The organism is Planctomycetaceae bacterium, assembly GCA_041398825.1.
Taxonomy (GTDB): Bacteria; Planctomycetota; Planctomycetia; order Planctomycetales; family Planctomycetaceae; genus F1-80-MAGs062.
On record JAWKTX010000002.1, the window covers coordinates 527686 to 550151 of the forward strand.

14 protein-coding genes are annotated in these 22466 nt (G+C 56.2%); 12 read left to right on the plus strand and 2 right to left on the minus strand.

The genetic code is table 11. The features are described from left to right. Window positions 1–174: 174 nt before the first annotated feature. Both R3C20_05960 and R3C20_05965 read left to right on the plus strand, forming a co-directional pair. Window positions 175–720, plus strand: coding sequence for a hypothetical protein (locus R3C20_05960; protein MEZ6040029.1), 546 nt, complete (start codon window positions 175–177; stop codon window positions 718–720). A gap of 136 nt (window positions 721–856) precedes the next feature. Further along, entirely contained in the window at window positions 857–1207 is a 351-nt protein-coding gene (locus R3C20_05965; GenBank protein MEZ6040030.1) for a hypothetical protein, read from the plus strand. A gap of 516 nt (window positions 1208–1723) precedes the next feature. Here the strand turns inward: R3C20_05965 and R3C20_05970 are convergent. Both R3C20_05970 and R3C20_05975 read right to left on the minus strand, forming a co-directional pair. Then, window positions 1724–3445 (minus strand): FecR domain-containing protein, encoded by a 1722-nt coding sequence (locus R3C20_05970; GenBank protein MEZ6040031.1) that lies wholly within the window; start codon window positions 3443–3445, stop codon window positions 1724–1726. After that, on the minus strand, window positions 3438–4037 hold the full coding sequence (locus R3C20_05975; protein ID MEZ6040032.1) for a sigma-70 family RNA polymerase sigma factor: 600 nt from the start codon (window positions 4035–4037) through the stop codon (window positions 3438–3440). Before R3C20_05975 ends, R3C20_05970 begins: the two co-directional genes overlap by 8 nt. A gap of 332 nt (window positions 4038–4369) precedes the next feature. Here R3C20_05975 and R3C20_05980 point away from each other — a divergent pair, with 332 nt between their 5' ends. From R3C20_05980 to R3C20_06025, 10 genes are all read left to right on the plus strand, one after another. After that, the gene (locus R3C20_05980) at window positions 4370–5593 is read left to right on the plus strand and encodes a MoxR family ATPase (GenBank protein ID MEZ6040033.1); all 1224 of its coding nucleotides are present in this window, start codon (window positions 4370–4372) and stop codon (window positions 5591–5593) included. 173 nt (window positions 5594–5766) lie between these two features. Beyond that, complete coding sequence (locus R3C20_05985) at window positions 5767–6705, plus strand: DUF58 domain-containing protein (GenBank protein ID MEZ6040034.1); 939 nt, start codon at window positions 5767–5769, stop codon at window positions 6703–6705. Further along, window positions 6702–8156, plus strand: coding sequence for a BatA domain-containing protein (locus R3C20_05990; GenBank protein ID MEZ6040035.1), 1455 nt, complete (start codon window positions 6702–6704; stop codon window positions 8154–8156). Before R3C20_05985 ends, R3C20_05990 begins: the two co-directional genes overlap by 4 nt. Further along, window positions 8075–9466, plus strand: a complete 1392-nt coding sequence (locus tag R3C20_05995; protein ID MEZ6040036.1) for a hypothetical protein — start codon at window positions 8075–8077, stop codon at window positions 9464–9466. The genes R3C20_05990 and R3C20_05995 overlap by 82 nt, the downstream gene beginning before the upstream one ends. Then, window positions 9463–12048, plus strand: a complete 2586-nt coding sequence (locus R3C20_06000) for a hypothetical protein (GenBank protein ID MEZ6040037.1) — start codon at window positions 9463–9465, stop codon at window positions 12046–12048. Before R3C20_05995 ends, R3C20_06000 begins: the two co-directional genes overlap by 4 nt. Before the next feature lie 119 nt (window positions 12049–12167). Continuing rightward, the gene (locus R3C20_06005) at window positions 12168–16352 is read left to right on the plus strand and encodes a DUF4175 family protein (GenBank protein ID MEZ6040038.1); all 4185 of its coding nucleotides are present in this window, start codon (window positions 12168–12170) and stop codon (window positions 16350–16352) included. Continuing rightward, entirely contained in the window at window positions 16349–17470 is a 1122-nt protein-coding gene (locus R3C20_06010; protein MEZ6040039.1) for a prenyltransferase/squalene oxidase repeat-containing protein, read from the plus strand. Before R3C20_06005 ends, R3C20_06010 begins: the two co-directional genes overlap by 4 nt. Before the next feature lie 192 nt (window positions 17471–17662). Then, complete coding sequence (locus R3C20_06015; protein ID MEZ6040040.1) at window positions 17663–18652, plus strand: hypothetical protein; 990 nt, start codon at window positions 17663–17665, stop codon at window positions 18650–18652. 501 nt (window positions 18653–19153) lie between these two features. Further along, window positions 19154–19759, plus strand: a complete 606-nt coding sequence (locus tag R3C20_06020) for a sigma-70 family RNA polymerase sigma factor (protein ID MEZ6040041.1) — start codon at window positions 19154–19156, stop codon at window positions 19757–19759. Then, the gene (locus R3C20_06025; protein ID MEZ6040042.1) at window positions 19756–22329 is read left to right on the plus strand and encodes a protein kinase; all 2574 of its coding nucleotides are present in this window, start codon (window positions 19756–19758) and stop codon (window positions 22327–22329) included. The genes R3C20_06020 and R3C20_06025 overlap by 4 nt, the downstream gene beginning before the upstream one ends. Window positions 22330–22466: the final 137 nt, after the last annotated feature.

The following is a 22466-nucleotide window of genomic DNA, read 5'->3' on the forward strand; positions in this document are numbered from 1 at the left end:
ATCTTTAACATCAACAACCGCCGCTGGCCACTCCAGGACGGTCACCGGTGAGATCCATACAAGAAAGAACTCTACAGTTCCGGGTAGCGGATTGGGCGGAAACTGAAATCCGAGCCGCCGCCATACGCCGCTGTTTATGGTTGTTATGTCAATGATTAGGCATCGGGGTGAAGGATGAGATGGCTAAGAAATCTGCGTATGACGCCAAAGCCACAGCACTGTGTTACTTCGGTTCCAGATCCACGAATTCGAGCCACTGTCCCCACCTCGATGCTGCTGGGGCGAATACTCGTATCGCTCTGGGGCTCTCACTGGAACAGCGTTACGTGCAATCAGGCCCGGTTTGCGTACGGACTTGACGACGGCGCATTCGTGATCTTCCCTGTGGTACCCACGGAAAGTGCTTTTCTCGAATGCTGCCTGATCGACTTAGATGAATCATTTGCTCCTATCTCTCAAGTCATTTATGGCAACCTTAATGACACTCGTTTGATCGGTTGTGAGATCACGGATCTGTTAGTGCCACGTGATCCGACAGCTCGATTCCCTGATTCGCAGATCGTACAGATGGCATCGGGATTTGGTATCGTTCAGGAATCGGACGCACCTGTCGGAATCCTGCCTTCCCTTTACCTCACTCATGGATCTGTGGAAGGTATGGTCAGCTTATTCGCGACGACCGAGTGGGATCATTATCAAAAGAATGGCAAGCTGGCGTAACCATCGCAACAAAGTCAGCGGTTGGACTGGTTCCCAGGTCAACGCATCTCGTACCTGCCAGCGGATGCGTGTGGTTGGCTGGCATATTGCGAAGCAACCTGGCTTCAAATGTTGTTCAAGGTATTAACAGGATTCGATGGCAAAGAACTCTGACAAAAATCGTATGCTTGAACGACGCCGTGTCCAGTTGCTTCAGGCGATTCGGATCGGAGCAGATCACGACATCCTGGAGAAACGCGTCAGCGAATTGCTGCGGGCGGTTTTAAGCGTGGTAAAGAAACACCATACGCGTTACTACCCCTTTCAGGACTTCGATGAGAACGCCGAATGGAAAGCGGTGGTTGACCACTGGACCACAATGAAGACAGACGACATCATTGCCGTTGTTTCCGCATGGCGCGAAGGGCCTTGTTATACGCAAGTCCTTCATGCTTGTGACGTTGACGGTCCGTTGAAAAACCGGGACAGTCACGTTGGACGGCTGTAAACCGTCCAGCCAGCCTGATGGCAGTCAAGAGGTTATCTGACCCAGCAGCTTTCAACTTGTTGGCCCGGTCTGTGGGCTGTAAGCTGACAGCATCCCTGACCAACACCTTTCCCGTTTGTGGATCACCATCAGGTGCCGATCACCCAGTTGCGAAAGGATAGCCATCTGGCAGCTCGGACACCGCAATTCGTTATGCACCAACAGTATCGTGATAGAGTTTCCCACTGACGTCCGAAACTGGCTTGCTGGGCACTGGCGAATCGCTTGGCAGTGAGAGACGGATTCGACGAAGCGTCTTCGATCTCTTCGACATGGATACGAATGCAACCGAGCGGTGAAAGCGTAATATGGATTGATCAATCAGAAATCATTAAGGAGTCAAATCGACGCCTATTCGGTGCTCGTGGCTGATTGCAAACAACGAGATGAATGGGGGTAGAAAGAGTCTGCTGCGTGCCTGTCTCGGGTTTTCAAGAGACAGTCAGATGCAGCCCGATTGAGAACTTCCCTGGAAACTTAATGCTTTGTTCGGTCTTCTTCGAACACGTCTCCGATGCCGAAGGTGGCGGCGGGGCCGAAGGCGGTTTGGCGGGCGGCTTCGTATTCTTCGCGCGTTTTGAAAGTGATGACCTTACCGTTCACGTTGATCGAACCAGTGAAGTTCGGCTGGCCCGAGTTACCTCCAGCCTTCTGTACGTTCTCCAGCATCTGACGTTGCATTCGCATGACATCCTGAAGGCTGCCGAAAGGCATTTCCTGTCCGTTGAAATTCATGGTTCCCTGCATGTTCTTCTGCATCGAATCCACGAACTCTTTCCATTGCCTTAATGCTGTCTGCTGAGACCGTGCCAGTTCTGTGACAGCGCGGCGGCGGACATTGTTGAAGGCTTCCGGGGAAGAAAATTCGGCCGTTTGTCCGTTCAGCGAAACAAACCCCTGAAACTGACCACGTGGACCTCGAAGTGAAGCCGAGATCGGCGTTGGTCCCTGCATTTGGGGCCGTGCGTAAAACGAGGCTCGATCAAACTTGCCGGGCAGCAGTCGCCACTTCTGGAATTCTTCGCCGTCCGCGATGACCGGGCCGACCTCAATTTCTCCTCTCAGAACCTGAACGTCCGACTGACCCTCGTCATTGACGGCCACTTCAAACTCGGTGCCAAGATCAACGACTTGCGAAGTCGGTGTTGAGACCGTGAAACCGATGGCCTGTTGAGGAACGCTGGCGAGAAGTCGGCCGCGTCTGAGTTCGAGCTGGCCCGTTGACAAGGGGCGGAATTCCACAGGACCATCCACAGTCACAACTGCGCCCTGATCGAATGTCAGTTCGACCGATCCTGCAAACAGCCGAACGATCTCGTCACCCAGTCGATCGCCGATTGTGCTCGTTCGTTCCCAGACGGGATCTTCGACTTTTGTGAATGTTACAAACTGCAGCGGCGATTTCGCATCGGGAAGATTCACGATTGCTTGCTGTGGAACATCCGGAATCATCTGCGGAGTTTCAGCGTGAGCCGGCGTCTGCACTTCCATCGCATTCCGCGGCTGTTGATTCGCATCGCGCGCGTTCGAGGCGATGGAATCGGGCGACGCCGAATTCTTAATTGCCGGATCTTCACTGGCGGGACCTTCAAACGACGACGAGGCAACGTCGTGATTGGTGGCGACTGCTTCCGGTTGCTGCGACTGCTCTGGATCTGGTGCCTGCACAACGTCCGTTGCTGATTCATTGCCAGTTTGGCGTACAGGAGAACCCAACTGCGTCCAGACAATCACGCAGAGACAGGCGAATACGGCGACCGTGGTAGCGATTGCCGACCATGCCGAGGATTTTCGCCGCTTTCGATAGTCCGTGCCGCGTTGTCCGGAACGATTCGCGACGAGTAGCGGCGATGTCTGGTTGACCAACGTTGTCTCCGGAATGGTGTTGGCAGCAGCGACTTCGAGGGCGACTGTGTCCACTTCGCTTTCAACTGGGTTTCTTTCCGCGCTTTGCCCGGCATTAGCCTGAAGGGAATGGCAGCGCTCAAGGACACTCCGCGCGAACTGATCTTCTGTTTGCCGAATTTCCTTCATGGATCGCAGCAGCGCGTGCAGGGTTGCATCCGCTTCGATTTCTTTTCGCAGCGAGGGATCGTGTTGCGTCAGATCGATGAGTCGCCGCAACTCGACTTCTTCGAGCGTTTCGCCTGAAATCAGGCGGCTCCAAAGTGTGAGTGCGGCAGTCCGAGGTTCAGTCATGAGTTTCCCCGTTCCTGAGGCTAAGCTTGCTTCGAATGCATTTGCCCAGTTGTTTTCTGATTCTCATTAGCATCATGCGGATGGCCCCTGCATTCTTTTCTGTTTCTTCAGCAATTGACTCCGCAGACTGTCCCAGAAAATAGAAGGCTTCCACCAGAGCTCGCGGCTGGTTGTCGAGACGCTGCAGGCAGTCCTGAAGTGCGCTGAGTTCCGCGTCCGCCGATTCGTGTTGAAACGGATCGGCATCGCCCGTTGTGGCCTCGACTTCCAGTAGTTCCGGCGGAATCACGCTGCCCGTCAGACGTCGGCGCCGGGATTCATTCCGAAAATGCAGCAGGATTTGATTCCTCGCGATCGCCAGAACCCAGGCGCGAAGGCTCCCTTCCTGTCGGAATTTGGCCATGCTCTGATACACCTGCACAAACACCTCCTGAGCCACCTCATCGGCTTCTGCGGAATTGCCGAAGTGCCGCCGCATCAACACACGAACATCAGCCTGATACAGGCGCAAAATGTCTTCGAAGGCTTCGCTGAGGTTCTCGCGAGCCTTTTCTGAGTGTTCGGTTTCGATCGCGTTGCTGTCAGCGGTCAATTCTCAGCCATTCCTGTTCCGCCATTGAGAGTGATGGGCGAGGACTCTTGTTGGTTGCTCCTCAGGCCGGAGCGTCACTCAGTTTTTGGCATATTTCTAAATCTTTCTGTTTTCTCCGAAATCCGCGTGACGCTTTGGTTCGGGAGGAAACAACACATCGAGTGCTCTGTCCAAATGGCTCAGAAAAGGGGCTCAGAAAAGGGGTCAGGAACCAATAGCCAAATGGCCCGGAGGGTGCTTCGCACTATTGGTTCCTGACCCCTTTTCTGAGCACCGTTTTCTGAGCCTGAGCCCTGGCCCCATAACATTCTATCTATGGCGAGTGGATGCCTGTGAATAATTCTGTGATCTCTCCCGAAGCGGGAATGCAGTGTATCGCCTGCGGTCGAGTCAGAAGGGTAAATCATGACCATTTGGGTCGCCGCCTGAAATGTAAGTGCGGCAATATCGCTGTCGCTCAGCAGCAGGATCTGATTCCGCTCACGGCCAGAACCCTTCGATCAAAATCCCCAGGACAGCTTGTATCTCAAGTTGAAAGCGGACGATCCCCGCTTCCCGTCGATCAACTTGCCGTCATTGAGTCGCTTCGTGATTCGTTCCGCGAAATTACGACACAGTTATCGACTGTCATCGTGGGGCAGCAGGACGTCATTGAAGAAGTGCTGATTTCGATTTTCTGTCGCGGTCACGTGTTACTCACGGGCGTTCCGGTTCTGGCAAAGACGCTGTTGATTGACAGTATTTCCAAAGTTCTGGACCTGGACTTCCGTCGGATTCAGTTTACGCCCGATCTGATGCCGGCGGACATCACCGGGACAGAGGTTCTTCAGGAAGATCGCACGACCGGAACTCGCAACTTTCAGTTTGTCGAGGGCCCGATCTTCAGCAATATGGTTCTGGCCGATGAAATTAACCGAGCCCCGCCGAAGACTCAATCGGCGCTGCTGGAAGCCATGCAGGAACGGCATGTCACTGTTGCAGGTCAGACGATGGAGTTGCCGAAACCATTCTTCGTGATGGCCACTCAGAACCCGATTGAGCAGGAAGGAACGTATCCGTTGCCCGAAGCGCAGCTCGACCGTTTCCTGTTCAATTGTGTGGTCGACTACCCCGAAGCAGCGGACGAATTTCAAATTATCAAACAAGCAACTTCCGGCCACACGCCGACGCTGTCCAGGCTGCTCGATGCCGAACAAATCCAGACGCTGCAGGAAACGGTGAGAAATGTTCCGGCCGCCGATCATGTCATCACTTATGCCCGAGATCTCGTTCAGGCAACTCGGCCGGGTGGTGGCGTTGCGCCTGGGTTCATTAAAGAGATGGTCGGCTGGGGCGCTGGTCCTCGCGCGGGGATCGCGCTGATCATCGCGGCGAAAGCTCGTGCCGTTCTGCACGGTCGCCTGCATGCGACGACCTCCGATGTCGCATCTGTCGCGTTGCCGGTTCTGCGACATCGGATGGTGACCACGTTCCATGCGGAAGCCGCGGGAATAAAGCGCGATGACGTGATCCAAAAACTGATCGAAGTGATTCGCCCGCAAAAACCTCGAGCTTGAATGGACCGAGCCTGAGGCGTGCCGGACGCAGATGGCGTTGTTGTTGAACGAGGTAAAACGCAAACCCTTTCAACGAACGGAAAAAACGTAGTGGATCTCGCCAGAGATCCCTGTGGTTTGAGGGAAGTCTGGCGACTCCCACTACATTTGAACGGGACCGGAGATTTTTCCTGATGTTGACTCTTCAAATCCCTGATTACATGAAGTTGCTGCCGGCTGAAGCTCAGGCTCAACTTGCGCGGATGACGTTTCCTGCGCGGGGGCGTGTTGAGGGCTTCAAGTCGGGAAGTCATCGCAGTCCGTATCTCGGATCGTCGACAGAGTTTGCTGAGCATCGCGAATACAGCCCCGGCGATGATCCTCGCAATCTGGACTGGCGAGTGTTCGCCCGGCAGGACAGGTACTGTGTGAAGCAGTATGTCGAAGAAACGAACCTGCGTGCCACCATTCTGCTCGATTCTTCTGCCTCAATGCGATTTCAGGGGAATGCCGCCAGCGCTCTGGATGGATTCCAACTCTCGAAGTTCGACTATGCAAAACACATTGCTGCCATGCTGTCGTTTCTGTTTGTGCGACAAGGTGACGCTGTTGGGTTGATTCAGTTTGATTCCGAAGTCCGGTCTCATCTTCCAGCGCGAGGAAGTGCCAGCCACTTGCGAAGAATGCTGCAAGAGTTGGATGCGGCGATTCCGGAAAACTCTTCCGATGCGCCGTCGGCACTGCATGAGGCTGCGGAACGAATTCCTCGTCGCGGGATTGTGATTCTGTTGAGTGACCTGTTGTTGGATACGCAGAAGCTCATGCAGGCACTGCATCACCTGCGTTACCGAAAGCACGAAGTGGTGGTGTTTCAGATTCTGACCGAAGAGGAACTGACCTTCCCCTACAACGATGCCGTTCAGTTTCGAGATCTGGAAGGGGCTGTTGATGATATCGATCTGGATCCCGCGTCGATTCGGGCCGAGTACCTGCGTCAGTTCACAAGCTTCGTCAATGACCTCGAACAAAACTGCCGGCGAATCCCGGTCGACTATATTCGACTGAATACGAAGGACTCGTACGTCAGTGCCTTGAGCAACTATCTCGGACAACGAAATGGAGGTCGCCGATGACGCTCCTCAATGGTGCTGCGATGTTCGCCGCCATTGCGGTGATCGTGCCGATCCTTGTCCATCTGCAGAAGCGCCGCAAATCCAAAGTGGTCGACTGGCCCGCCATGCAGTTCCTGCAGCGAACAGTGACCAGCCGCCGTCGCGGATTGACGCTGGAAAATCTGCTGCTTTTACTGCTGCGTTGTCTGCTGGTATTGTTGTTCGTGCTTGCCATGGCACGACCGGCCATCGAATCGGGGCGGATGTTTTCGTGGATCTTGTTTTCACTGTTGGCTGGTTGCGGCCTGCTGTTGTTGACTGCGGCGGTCGTCGGCAGATGGCGACTTCGCAGCCGATGGATCGCAGTCTTCGCTGCTGTAATTCTGTTTGGAACTGCAGGTGCCATGCTTTCCACGAGCCCCGAGTCGCTCGTCGATTCCGGAGCGGATCGCGACGTTGCGATTGTGATTGACCGCTCTTTGACGATGACTCTGGGAGACGATGAATCATCCCACTTCGACAAATCGATTTCGCAGGCGCGATTGCTGATCGAATCACTGTCGGGGAATTCCACCGTCTCGATTGTGCTGGCTGGCCCAATCCCCGAAACAGTCGACGGTTCCCCCTTCCGCAATCTCCGGAGGGCCGAAGAAGTTCTCGACACGATTGAGCAAGTTGCTGGCGGGTCGGATTTGGAATCAGCCGTCCGAAAGGCCACGTCGCTGGTCAGGAAGGCTCCCAATACTCACAAGCAGGTTCTGCTGCTGACAGACGATCAGCTCTGCACGTGGGAATCGATCGATGAGATGCGACTGGCCCGTCATGCGTTCCTCACGAGCCAGGCCACAGACGAGTCTCGTTCAGATTCCGGAACGACCAGTGAAATTGACCGTGTTGACGTCGCGGAGAACGGAACAGACTCATCACCTGAGATCGCCTGCGGGGCCATCGTTTCGAGTTTGCCTGAAAAGAAGGAGAACATTTCCGTCGATCGTGTTCTCGTCGATGCGTCGCTTGTGACGGCCAGCCGGCCAGTTCCGATTGAAGTGGAAGTTCGCAACGGCGGTTCAACGACCGTTCGCGATCTGGTGGTGAAGCTGCTGGTTGATGGCAGAGAAGCCGCGACCGAGTCGCTCATTCAGATCGAGCCGGGCGTCCATTCGACCGTTCGATTTTTGCATGCGTTTCCGAAGGCGGGACAACACGTCGTTTCGGGAAGCGTCGAGATCACGGACCAGTTGCCTGCAGACAATCGGTTCGATTCTGTCGTGGACGTGATCCCGCACGTGTCGGTTCTGGTCGTCAATGGAAGCACCGATGCTGACCCCGCGCGCAATCAGCCACCTTCGCGCGACTCGCACTTGATCCGGCCGGTCTTCGCGAACCGAACATGGCTGACGATGGCGGCGATCCGGACACAAAGAATTCAAGCCGCGCGATCATCGCGACGGCAATCGAAGCGGCTCGTCTGAACGAAATGGAATCGCTGGATGACTTTCAACTGATCCTGCTGTGCGACGTTCCTCGCCTTCCCAACGACATGGCCGAGCGCATCGCAGGCTTCGTAGAAGACGGCGGCGGGTTGTGGGTCATTCCGGATGAACAGTCTGATGCGTCGTTCTACAACAACTGGCGTGTTCCACTGACGGACGAACCCATCATGCCAGCTCAGTTGGGGGAATGGAATCGCTGGATCGGCAAGGCCGACCATGACGGTGACGTTTCTCGGCTTGGCGTGGCTCTCGACGCCGCTGGCAGACCTTTTATCAGCGACCTGTTCGAACGCGGTGACCACGATCTTGCCGACATCTCTGTCGTTCAGTTCTGGAGTACGACTCCCGCCGATCAGGCCATTGTCGCAATGAAACTGACCAACGGCGAAGCACTCTTTGCGGAACAGGCCATTGGTGGCGGACGAGTGCTCCTGCAAAATCTCTCGTTCGCACGACGCGACAGCAACTTTCCGGCCAACCTGGCGTTTCCGGTTCTGATGCATCTGTGGACTTACCACCTGGCAGCGTCCCACGAAACGGCGACCAACTTTCAGCCGACTTCTGATCTCGTGACTCAGCTGCCCGCGCGAATCGATGCGGCAGACAGAATGACGACGCTGCAACTGATCGAACCTGGTGGAACGAATCGCGACGTTGCCGTTTCGTGGCAGCGGGAGACTGCGTTCGCCCGCATTGGTCAGGTGCTCGAACCCGGTGTTTACGGTTTGCAGAACCATCAATCCGCGGCATTGGTTTCCAGCTTTGCAATCCACCGCGACCGGGAAGAATCCGATCTTTCGGTAGCTTCGGCCGACCGGCTGCAGGAGATCAGTCGGGGACTGGGCATCGAGCTCATCGATGATGTGAGCCAGTTGACCGCGCCGCTCGCCACTGAGTCCGTTGGTACGGAGATCTGGGACTCTTTGCTGTTCACTGTGCTGTGGCTGCTGGCTGCAGAGTGTCTGGTGACGAAGTGGATTCGAAGTCGCCGGAGAGTGGCTCCGATCGATGCCTCTGTGTCGAGTGGCCCTTTCGACGGGAGTGCCCTCGTGGTCGATGACAAGTCAGAAAGAGGGTTGGAGATCGTAGCTGGAATCGCCAGAAGTCAGTCACATGCCAGTCGAACCCGAAGTCTGGCGACTCCGGCTACCACGCAAACTAACTGTCTCAGACCACTGGCTCCGCTAAGAAATCCAGAGCAGCTAACCACAAGTTTAACCCGTGGTCGAGAGTCCAGGCCGCAGCAAGTCGCAGACGAATCCGCGAACGTGTTCGAGGGGGCATCATGACAAACGAGCTCGAAATGTTTGCCATGGCGCCGCTGCTTTGGTGCGGTCTGGCGGTTGTCGGCTGGGTCGGCATGGCCTGTTTGCAACGATTCGTGCTGGCGGTCTCGATTCGTCGTCTCGCGTATGGACCACGATTCGGTCTTGCGTTCGCCGCCTGGTTCTTCGCGATCGACGCACTGAGCCAGGTGCTGGAAACGGCGACTCATCGACCTCAATGGCTGATTGCTCTTTCGGCTGCACTGGCCTCGGAAGTGGCGCTGTTCTGCTATCGGTTGGAAGGGTTGGTCGCGACGTCTTCGCGGCGAGTCAACGTGCTATCGGGGCTGCTTCCATTGCTTCGAATAGCCTTGATCGCGGTTGTGTCCGTGCTTCTTTTGGAGCCCGTCTTCACTCACGAAGACGAGCATGAGGAAGAACATGCCGTGGCTATCGTGCTGGATGCGTCCGATTCAATGAATCTCCCGGCACGGCTGGAGACGGATCCGAATCGATCTCGCAGCCAGGCCGCGCACCAGTTGCTCGTGGGGGATTCGACAGATTCGAACGGACTTCTGGAACGTTTGTCAATGGACTACGACGTCCGGCTGTACGAACTGGGAGCGTCAGCTCGGGAAGTCGATTCGGCGCAGTTCTTCGCTCGAGCGGACGATGGGCCATTGCTCGAATCAGGTTCATCCGTCTGGACGGCATCGACCGACTTCGCAGACGCATTGCGGCAGGTGCGAGGCGACATTTCCGCAGCAAAGCTTTCCGGAATTCTGATAATCAGTGACGGCAGAGACCATTCCAGCGCGGACCTGCAACAACTGTGTCAGTCGCTGGGTCAGGGCAGTATTCCGGTGAACTCGATTGTTATCGGAAGCCAGCAGCCGCCCAAAGACTCACAGATTGTCAGCGTTCAGGCCCCGTCGCAGATTTATCACGGCGACAGTGTTTCGTTGACGGCCTCCATCAAGGTGGATCAGTATCCGGGCGAGACTACGGCGGTCCGATTGTTTGATGGCGACGAACTGATTGAGGAACAGTCGATCGCGATCACGAGCGACAATCACCGCCAAACCGTTTCGTTCCGTCATCAGCCTCAGGAGCCGCGAATTCACGAGTACCGTGTGGAACTGGCCGAACTTCCGAACGAAGAATCCGCACAGAACAACCAATTGCTGAAACCGGTGTGGGTTTCGCAGGACCGGATCCGCGTACTGCTGATTGATGAGCGCCCTCGCTGGGAGTTCCGCTATCTGCGAAATCTGTTCGCGGGGCGTGATCAGACCGTCTTTCTGCAGGCCGTGTTGTTGCAAGCCGATCGTCTCGCCGGAGTCCCCGCGCCGCCCATCATGCGAGCTTCCGCTCAACGCGCCTTTGACGACAGTGAAGCCAACGCACTGCCGCTCGACGAAGCAGAATGGCTCAAATTCGACGTCATTATTCTCGGAGATGTCTCTCCGCAGAAACTTGGAAACAACGGCATCCAGGCGCTGGAACGTTTCGTCAAAGACCGCGGCGGCGTACTGGTGGTCATCGCCGGACCCAATCAGATGCCTCATGCTTATCGAGCCACACCTCTGGCCGATGTGCTGCCTGTGCTTCTGAATCGCCCTGCGATCTCCACAGCGCGCAGTCCCGATCCGAGCTTTCATTTCTCGCTGACTCAGGAAGGCCTTTCCGATGAAGTTCTACAAAGAGCAGCCGGAGCCAATGATACCTCTTTTCCGGAACTGACATGGAGGCATCCGGACGGTGAAGCGAAAGCCGGAGCGAGTGTTCTGGCGTACGCTTTGACCAATCGAGAACTCCCCAACGACGCGAAAACCGGTGTGGCCGATCAGCGGCGGCGAGCACTGATGCTGTGGCATCGGTTCGGAACCGGCAAAGTGCTGCAACTGAACTTCGACGAAACCTGGCGACTGCGTTATGGGATTGGTGATCAACGGCATCATGAATTCTGGGGGCAGATCATTCGCTGGGCCGTCACGGATCGGCTGTCGGCCGGGACTGATTTGGTGCGGATGGGAACGGATCGAACGCTGTACAAAAGCGGCGAGCCCATTTCGATTCAGGCACGGCTTCTCAAGGCAGATCGCAGCCCGATGATTGATGCTCGAGTGCAGGCAAAGGTCTTGATTGACGATGAAGTCGTTCGGACCGTGGACCTGACTGCCGATCCGCAGAATGTGGGAATGTTGCACGGTGAAATTCGCGATCTCACACAGTCGGGCAGGTACCGCGTGGAATTGTCTGGAGAAGTCGTCGACAAGCTGCTGGCACTCGAAGCAACGGGAACTCAAACGGTAGGACTGGAAATTGGCGTCGAAGCCAGTGCCGAGAATCTCGAACAACTCGACCTTGTCGCCGATGACACGGTCCCCAGGCAAATCGCGGACTGGACCGGGGGAACTGTGGCGGACCTGGCCAATGTCGACCTGAGCAATGTCGAGTCGGTGCTCTCGAACTTTGGGCCGAAATCGACGTTCGTGCGGGAACGCTGGACGGTGCCGCTCTGGAATCGGTGGCCGGTCATCGGTCTGTTTCTCAGCGGGCTAAGCGTGGAATGGCTGCTTCGCAAATGGATGGGACGAATTTAGATGGGTTCAGAAGCGGGGGCGGGAACCAATAACCAAATGGCCCGAAGGGTGCTTCGCACGATTGGTTCCTGACCCCTTTTCTGAACCGGTAAACAACTTCACAGAATCTGGTGATTCAGATGACAGCAACAATAAACGTCTCAAACAAAACCCAAGCCTCGCCACGCAAAGCGGCGGCGGTCGAGCAGATTCAGCGTGAACTCGATGAGATGGTGGGTTGCCTTCGGCGCGACATCTGGATGGGGGGAGCTCTTGTCGTCGGAACGGCGGCGATGATGTCACTGCTGACGCTGGTGATTGTTGACGCAGTCTTCCAGCCCGAATCACTCTGGTTGCGGTGCGCACTATGGCTGCCGATCATCGGGATTGTTGTCACAGTCATTCGACGGTTTCTCGTCGTGCCGCTCAGGCAGGAGTGCAACCGCCTTGCGATGGCGTGGACCCTGGAACAGACACGGCCAGCGATTGAAGAACGCCTGACAACGTCGCTGCAGTTGACCTCAACCCCGAATGCTCAGTCGAACGCGATCATCGAGGCCGTCGCACAACAGGCGCATGGTAGCCTTGCAGGATGCCGGGATCAGGAACTGCGGGGACAAGAGGTTCTCAACAGGAGTATCGTCGCAACAACCTGCTGTGCCGCCTTTCTCATGTCGATGTGGATCTGGGCTCCCTATCTAATCCCTTCCCTGAAGAACGTGCTGAATCCCTGGAGTGCGCGAGTGCTGCCGCACTTGAGTGCGACGATCGTCCCCGGCAACACGGTTGTCGGGGAGGGCAGCGACGTTCGAATTGCTGCGACAGCCAGTCACCTGACAGATGCGGTGCTGGAAGTCATCGAGCATGATGCCGTGATCGCGTCATATCCAATGGCAATCGAAGCCAATGAAAGCACCGCCGCATTTACTCTGGCGGCGTTAAAGGCGGACCTTCAATATCGCGTTCGTTCCGGCGGTTTGTTTTCCGACAGTTACCAGATCTTTGTTGATCCCAAACCGGTGATGGAAGGCATTCAACTGAGCCTGACGTTTCCGGAATACACACGACTACCTTCCCAGGTTATCAATGAGCTGACTGAACCGATCGAAACGATTCACGGCACGCGAATCCGCATCGACGTTGATTCCACACTGCCTTGTGCCGAATCTTCGCTGAGCCTCAACGCAACCTCGATCCCGTGCGAGCAAGCGGCTTTTGTCGACGAAGTAAAACGGTGGCGGCACAGCTGGGAGTTCAATGCAACGGGAGGTGATTTGCAGCGCGGCACGATCACGCTGGTCAGTGAAGCGGGTGTCCCGAGCGATCCGATTCTGTTTGAAATGCGAGTTCTGCCCGATCTGCCACCATCAATCATCATCGATCAACCAGGGCTATCCGAAATCGTGACGACGTCAGATCGCAGCATCGACATCGCCTATCGTGCCTTCGACGACTTCGACTGCGGCGCCCTGCAACTGATCTCGCAAAAGAACGGCGAACAGCTTTCGATCAAAGACGTTCCGCACGAACGGCTGCCGGAGTTCACAGGCGAACTGGCCATCGATCTGAATCAACTGGAAATCACCACCGGAGACCAACTGATCGTCTGGCTGTCGATCACTGACATTCGGCCCGATGAATATGGCGGACCACAGATTTCTGAATCTCGGAAGATTCATCTTCAGATTGTTGACGAAGCGGCTCCCATCGGTCAGCAGGCTGTGCGGAACGAAGCCCAGTCCGTGCTGGTCGATCTGACCGAAGCTCTGGATGGTCTCACCACAGCCAAACAAATGGCGGATAACCTTCAGAACGAACTCAGTGAAATCGCCGACGAAGCGGAGGCTCCCGAAGCTCCCGCTGATGCAGCGGAGAAAGCGAAACGACTTCAGGATCAGATCCGTGAAGCAGAGCAATCATTGCGGCGATTGACAGAGCAGAAAGAACTCGCGGAGCAACGCCTGTTCCAACCGGAGATCGAACGAATTCAGCAGGTCGCTGACAACGAGATCGTGGAAGCGAAGAAACAGACGGGGCTCGTCCCGCTATCCGACGATCTCGCTCAACAACAGGAAGCAGTCGCGGCAACGAAAGAATCGCTCAGTGATGCCATCGACAAACTCGCGGACGTTCGGGAAGACATTGATCAGCGACGTCAGCAAATGGAACTGGCCGCTCAGCTGGATGAACTCGCCCGGCAACAGGAACGGCTTGCACAGAAACAGAAACCGGATCCAGTGCAAGACGGGCAAGACAACGGCCCGGAAGTTCAGGACAAACAGCAGCAGGTGGCCGATCGGTTGCAGGAAGTCGTCGAACAGGATCTCGACGCCAGGAGTGAACAATTTGCTCAACGAGCAGAAGAGGCTGCCGAACTGACTCAGGCAGCGGCCGATCTGCAACAGCAGCAGGACGCATTAGCGAAACTCGATCAGGCTCGCAGCAAAGAGGAACTGGACGATCAGTTGCTGGACATGATTGCTCGGGAGCAGGAACAAATCGCGAACGAAACCCGAAAGCTGGAACAGCAGGCGAGCGACGTTCAGCCACCAGCCGCCGATGCCCGCGAACAGGCTCAGCCGGATCCCAACGAAGCAACTAAAGCCGCACAGAACGACAAGCCCAATGGACTCGCGGACGCCAGGGAGCAGATGGAAGCCGTCCCGGAGAAACTCCGACAGAAAAATCTGGAACAGGCAGAAGCCGCGGCACGGCAAGCGGGCGAACGTCTGCAGCAAAAAGCCCAGTCGAAGCCAGAGAATGCCGCTGCGCAGCCCAACGGTGCCAGGGACAGCAAAGCGGCGCCTCAGGAAGATGACCTGCAGCGACTTGCAAAGCAACAGAAGCGAGTCCGCGATGCTATCCAGGCGGTTCGCGAAGACCGTCCTGAAGAAGCGGCTGCGAAGTTGCAGGAACAGATCGCGGAACGAACGGAAGGGCTCCGAGACAAGGCCGACGAATTGCTGCAACTGCCAACCGACGATCCAGAAAACCAACAGGCCGTTCGCGAAGCCCGGGAAAAGCTGGAACAAGCTCAAAAGGAAACCAGGGCGGCGGAAAAACTGGCGAAGCTACAGCAGAAGAAGCAGGCCGGTGATCCGAAGCAAGCTGGTGATCCGAAGGAAGACGGTGATCCGAAGCAAGCTGGTGATCCGAAGGAAGACGGTGATCCGAAGGAAGCCGGTGATCCGAAGCAGGCCGGTGATCCGAAGGAAGACGGTGAGCCAAAGCAGGCCGGTGATCCGAAGGAAGCCGGTGATCCGAAGCAGGCCGGTGATCCGAAGGAAGACGGTGAGCCAAAGCAGGCCGGTGATCCGAAGGAAGCTGGTGATCCGAAGGAAGCTGGTGATCCGAAGGAAGCTGGTGATCCGAAGGAAGCCGGTGATCCAAAGCAAACCGGTGATCCGAAGCAGGCTGGTGATCCGAAGCAGGACGATGATCCGAAGGAAGCTGGTGATCCGAAACGAGCCGATGAGCCGAAACAAGACCGTGAGCCCAATCAGGACGATGAACCCAAGCAGCAAGGTGAGCAACAGCAGCAAGCTGCGAAGTCGTTGAAGGAAGCGACTCAGTCATTGGACATGGTCTGCCAATCCTGCAAGAAATGTTCGAGCTGCAACAAGCCGGTGATGCCAGGATCAAGTGCGTTTCCGAAGCCAGGAGATGCGAAGCCAGGAGACGCGAAGCCAGGAGATGCGAAGTCAGGTGATGCGAAGCCAGGTGATGCGAAGCCGGGTGATGCGAAACCGGGTGATGCGAAACCAGGCGATGCAAAACCAGGCGACGCAAAGCCGGGTGAAAAATCCGACGGGCCTGCCAGCGGATCAGCAAATCAGCAACAGTCCGTCAGTGAAAAGCTCGCTCAGGCCGCAGACAAGGCTCATCAGACGGCTCGTGCACCTTCACCCGAACGCACTCAGCAACTCGCTCAGGATCTCAACCAACTTGCCGATGAAGCCGCCCAGCAGGCAGGATACCCGAACCGGAAATCGAAGCCGCAAGGTGATCAGGCAAACTCATCAAAGTCATCGAACTCATCGAATCAGGCTGGAAACCCGCGTCCCGGCAGCCGGTCGTCAATGCCTGTTGGAGTTCAGGGCAACGCCGCAGCCGGTCAAAGCGAAGTCGCTCCGATTCAACTGCGTGGTCGTTCGACATCAAACTGGACACAGTCCCGTCGCAAGTTGAAAAGCAAGGTGCTCGACAACCACGACGGCAGGATTCCGGAGGAATTCCGTGGAGTCGTGAAAGACTACTTCGAGCAACTGTCTCGCCTGGAATCGTCTCCGGACAACGTGAACGACACAGCGGAGGAACAGAAATGATCACACAACCATTCTCCTGGATGTCCGTCATCGCCATCTTGCTGGTGTGCCAGATCGTCAGCGCTCAAGACGCCGATGCGCTCCGCGTTCGTTACCAGCCTCACCTGGACGCAGCCGTCGATCGAGGACTGGAATACCTTGCGGGAAAGCAGATTAGTCGTGACGCCGCCGCAGCGATGGGGCGTCCCGAGCTGGCTGGGTCCTTCGAGGAACCGGCCAGCGCGGGAAACACCGGAATCACTTCGCTGGCCGTGATGGCGTTTCTTGCCAGAGGGCATCTTCCCGGTCGTGGTCGCTATGGAGAATTGATCAACCGAGGAATTGATTATGTCCTCAGTCAGCAGCTCGAAAACGGTTTGCTGGTGAGCAACGATCGGCAGGGCCGCACGACCGGACTCATGTACGAACACAGCATTTCGACACTGCTGCTGGGCGAAGTTTCGGGAATGGTCGACCCCGTGCGTCAGCAAAAACTTGACGACGTTCTGTCCCGCGCTTTGCTGGTCCTGTTGCAGGCTCAAAAGGTTCCCAAGTCAGAAGCCGACACTGGTGGCTGGCGATATACGCCCGGCACCACCGATAGCGATTTGTCTCTGACAGGCTGGTCGATCATGGCCCTCCGGGCCGCAAAGCTGAACGGCGCCTCCATTCCCGACGAACATATTGAGATGGCGGTTTCGTATATTCTGAATTGCCAGACGGCCGGCGGTGGCTTCGCCTATATGCCTGCCGGCAACTCGGGCAGCACTTCGATGACCGGAGTGGCCGTACTGTGTCTGGAACTGTGTGGCGAACACGGCAACGACGACTTGCTTGTTGCTGGCGACTTCATCCTGAGTCGACCGCCACGAATGGCTGAGCCCGACGGACGGCCCGTGCGATTCCGGTACTATGCATGGTATTATTGCGGACAAGCTATGTTTCAACTGGGTGGAAAACACTGGACCGAATTTGCCCCCATCATGTACGACAACCTGCTGCAGGACCAAACGCTCGACGGAAACTGGGAGTATCCCGATCAAACGCTCGTCTATAACACCACGTATCCCACATCACTGGCAATTCTCACATTGACGGTTTCTGCTCGTCAACTGCCGATCTATCAGCGTGAAGAATAGTCGACCTTTTCAATCGACTGCCCATCATTCCCATCGCACTAGTGGTCTGGGACACTTAGTTTGCGTGGTAGCCGGAGTCGCCAGACTTCGGGTTCGACTGGTATTTGACTGAACTCTGGCGAGTCCAGCTACAATCCCCAACCCTTGCTTTAAGATGTCACAGACCACGAGATGTTTTGAAAGAGGTTCACTATGAAACTCGCACAGCTCTTCCTTCTCTTTGCAGCAGCATTCACACTGTGGAGCGGCCGCATCTGCTTCGCTGATGACAAGACTGATGGCGATAAGGCCACAGATGCGACCCAGCCACAACAGATTGATGAGTGGGTCGCGCAACTCGGTCACCAACGACTCACGGAACGAATCAAGGCCGAGAAGCAACTCATCGCTGCGGGGAAAGCAGCCATTCCGGCTCTCGCCAGGGCAGCCCTGGCGGGGAATCGCGATACGATCGAGAAGTCCATCGACGTGCTCGGCAAGCTGGCGCAATCCAAAGACGCGGAATCCAAAGAAGCCGCTCGGATTACGTTGCAGATGCTCAGCGAAAGCGACCAGCCTTCCACGGCGGAAAGGGCAAAGATCGCGCTCAACACCAAAGAAGCCGATGGAATCAAGCCGTTCGAAGGTTGGGACAAACCCGGCAACCAGTTTGCTGGCGGCAATGTGAATCGCAGTGTGTCGATGACGAGTATCAACGGGATGCGAACGATCAACGTCAAAGAGGGTCCACTTGAAACGACTCTGCAGGAGCTGCCGGGAGGCCGAATTCGGGCTCAGATTACAGGCGGCGAGAAGCCTGTTGAGCTTGTTGCGAAGAATGCCAAAGACCTCAAAAAGAAGCTTCCCGAAGCGGCCGCTTTGTATGAACAGTACACATCGAACACTCCGGGTAACCTGGGCTTCGGGAACAACATGGCATTCGGGAACAACATGGGTCCCGGGAAAAACCAGGGGAAAGCCATGCTGTTTCCGGCCTTTGGGTTTGGCAACGTAGAGGGCGGTCAACAGGCATTTAGTTCAAGCGTCACCATTCAGGGTGGAGGCACCGTTGGAAACGCCGACTGTCAGGAAATGCTGCGAAAGCAACTGACCGAACTCAAGGATCGAATGAAAGGAAACCCAGTCATGCAGCAGATGCTGGATCAACAAATCCAGGCTCTCTCAGGAAAAGAAGTCCCCTGAGATTCAGCAGAGAAGATCTGGAACGAACGAGAATGGAAAGCACGAGGAAATCGGGCGCGGCATATTCAGCGTTGTGGTTAACGCCAGAACTGCGGGCGAACCCTCTTTGACGTCGGGGCCGGCGATGCGATCCGATTGCTCGATCTCAACAAACCTTGCCCACAGCCGGGCATCGAGGCAGCGCTTGCGGTTCGACAAAAGTCTGCCCGATGCTGCAACGCCGCAACTCGCGGAATCAGGACGTTGCAGCCACAATGGGCGATCGGAACGATCCGAATCATCTGGGTAAGCCCGCAAAGACAGCGGGACTCGCACTCCGCAACACACACAGCGGCAAAGATGTACGGTCCATGACTCCTGCAGTGGTTTCAGGTTCGCGAGAAGTTTGACCCGTTGAAAACGCCAGGGGAGGCGAATTTTCGTGTAAGGATTTCGAAATCGCGTGTTTAGCCGCTGTAGGATAATCTGTTTTCTCCCGATCCCAGCAGCGGAAGCCCCTGAGTGACCCAGTTCCCCGAAACACGTGAGAGCCTGATCATTCAGGTCCGGGATCCGGAAAACCGGGTGGCGTGGGAACAGTTCGTCGCGATTTATCGGCCAGTGATCGTTCGCGCCGCCGTGGCTCGTGGGATGCAGGCGGCCGACGCACAGGATCTGGCTCAACAGGTTCTACTGGCTGTAGCATCGGCGATCGGCGATTGGGAAAGACGCGATCAGTCAACACGCTTTCGGCATTGGCTGCGCAGGGTCACTCGAAACGCCATCGTCAATGCATTCTCGCGCGGTCCGAAAGATCGGGCGGCTGGCGGCTCATCGATCCACGAGCTTTTGGCTCAACATCGGCAACCCGCCCCGGAAACCGAGTCTTTGATTGATATTGATTGGGAATATCGTCGTGAGCTTTACCTGCAGGCAGCCAGCATCGTTCAGCGCGATGTGCAGCCTGAGACCTGGCGAGCATTCGAGCTGACGGTCATTGATGGCGTTAGCAATCAGGCGGCTGCCAAAGAACTCGGAAAATCCCTGGGAACGATCTATACGGCTCGCTGCCGTATCATGCAGCGACTGCGGAACGTGATTGCCGAAATGGAGGCAGCGGAAGAATGAATCAGCAACTATGCGATCCCAATCGTCTTTCTTCGTTCGTGCGTGGAGAATTAAGCGACGAAGCTGAGCGAGAGCTGACCGCGCATCTGGATGAATGCGAGTCGTGCGGTCGGGCGCTTGAGCGGCAGGTTGCTGAGGAATCTGCATGGCGCGAAGCAACTGTTTTCCTCGGTGAGCGTATCGTCGAAGATCACGACGCTGACTTTTTCATCGCGCCACCCGACGCACAAATCGAACATGTATTGTCTCAACTTTCCCCGACCGACGATCCGGATTCGCTGGGGCGTATCGGAGGCTATGAAGTCACCGGCGTGATCGGTAGCGGCGGCATGGGCGTGGTCCTGAAGGCCAGGGAGCACGCGCTCGATCGCGTGGTGGCGGTCAAGGTCATGGCACCGCATCTGGCGGCCAGCGGTTCGGCTCGCAGGCGGTTCGCTCGCGAAGCCAAAGCTGCGGCAGCCGTTCTGCATCCCAACGTGATCGCAATTCATGGTGTGTCCAACGAGCAGGCGCTACCGTATCTGGTGATGCCCTATGTCGCGGGGGCATCGCTGCAGAAGCGAATCGACGCGGAAGGACCATTGCCGCTGGTCGATATCCTGCGAATCGGTGCCCAGGTCGCCGCTGGTCTTGCTGCCGCCCACGACCAGGGTCTTGTTCATCGCGACATCAAGCCGGGCAACATCCTGTTGGAGCAAGGCGTAGAACGCGTCACCATCACTGATTTCGGCCTGGCTCGTGCCGTGGATGATGCCTCAATGACTCGCAGCGGTGTGATTGCCGGAACACCGCAGTATATGTCGCCCGAACAGGCTCGCGGTGAACCAATTGATGCTCGAAGCGATTTGTTTTCGCTGGGTAGTTTGTTGTACGCGATGTGTACCGGACATTCGCCGTTTCGGGCAGAAACCAGTTTCGGAGTCCTGCATCGCATCACACACGACGAGCCGCGACCGATCACGGAAATCAATCCCGACATTCCGCTTTGGCTGGAAGGCACTGTAATGAGGTTGCTTGCCAGGAACGCAGACGATCGCTTTCAATCGGCAGGCGAAGTCGCTGAGCTTCTGGAAGGTTGTCTCTCACACACACAGAACCCTGCCACAACACCCTTGCCGGAGACGGTCATCCAACTGTCTGCCAAACCGTCAAGGTATCGTTTGTGGCTTAAGTTCGCTGCATCTGGTCTGTTGATGTGGTTGTTCGCCTTCGCCGGTGTCCTGATCGTTCTTGAATGGAACAAAGGTACGCTGCGAATCGAAAGCCAGGCCGATGACGTTCCGATTCGTATTGTTCAGGGCGCGAACGTCGTTAAAGAGCTGACGGTTTCGAAATCCGGCAAGTCGGTTCGCATTTCGGCGGGGAACTATCAAGTCGAAATCGGCGGAAAGTTCGATGGTTTGATCGTCGATGACGGATCCGTCACGCTGCAGCGTGGCGGAGAAGACGTTGTCCGGATTGTGGAAGTTGCCCCGGAGACGAACGCTCCAGGCGACTGGCCGTACGGCCGCTTGCTGAAAGATCTCCGACAAATCAAGCCGCCCGGCGGTGTGCCGGTCGTTCCGTCCGGCGTTCCGATTCGCGTTGCCATGGGTGACGAGCTGAGAAGACGTTTGGAAGCGGTGCCGGAAGGGGAGTTGGACAGGTGGATTGCCGAACTGGAGCGAATCACGGGTGACAAACTAGACGGCGAAATGGCACGGCAGGCGTGTCGAACCCATATCGTGAATCGAATGAGCATCTTGTTCGAACACGGCGAGTGGAACGCACAGAGAGCGAACCGATTATTCAGGCAGCTCCAGTCGCTGACGACATCGGAAGTCACCGCGTGGAAGAAAGCATTTGAATTAGTGCTCAGGGAAACAATCGGCCAGAACGACAAACAAGTGTTTGACGGAGGCCCGAGCTACGCTGTGCCACTTGTGTTGATATCCGTTGATGCGTTGTTCGATGACGCACCAGGGCAATTGAACGACGAGCTAAGTACGTTGTCGCTCGCAACCGCGCCGACCGACGCGATCGCTCCGCCAATCGCAGCCGTCAAATATCGAAGTCGCCTTGGCCAACTCTCCGCACAGGACATCGCCGCGTGGAGTAGCAAAGTCGACCAGTTCGGAGGGACAAAGCTCGACGCTGCCATCAACATCATTCGACTGAACGACTACTTCGTCGACGAGACGTTTCAGGACGGCGATTTTTCAGCCACGCTTGCAGGTGCGGAACCAACGCGTTCGATCGGGCAAGTTGCTGACTTCGCAAGCGAACAATCGACAGTCCCCCAAACGCGACTTGAGCCTGAAGATCATGCAAACGATCGCCCATTGATGGTTGCCGTCGGTGAGTTCAACTCCGCATACAAATTGGAAGACCAACTGCCGCTGACCGAAGACGAGATCGTCGCGTGTATCTCCTGGATTCTTAATTTCGACGAACCGCCGGAGAGCAAATTGCGGCCAGATCTACGTTTGCTGGTCGAGCAACGTCAATTGCCTGAAGGTTGGGAAATCACTGCAACAGAATTCGTCGACACCAGTCTCCGTGGAAGTTTCCGCAAAGCAGTTGTCAATTAATCTGTGTCACCAAAAGTCGGAAGGTCGCGTTATACCGATTCGACAATGGGCAGTACCGCCGCCGAAGAGAATTCTGCTGAAGCCAACTGAGAAAACGGCGTCGAGGAAAACGGAATCCCTCTGCAAGCAGCGATCAA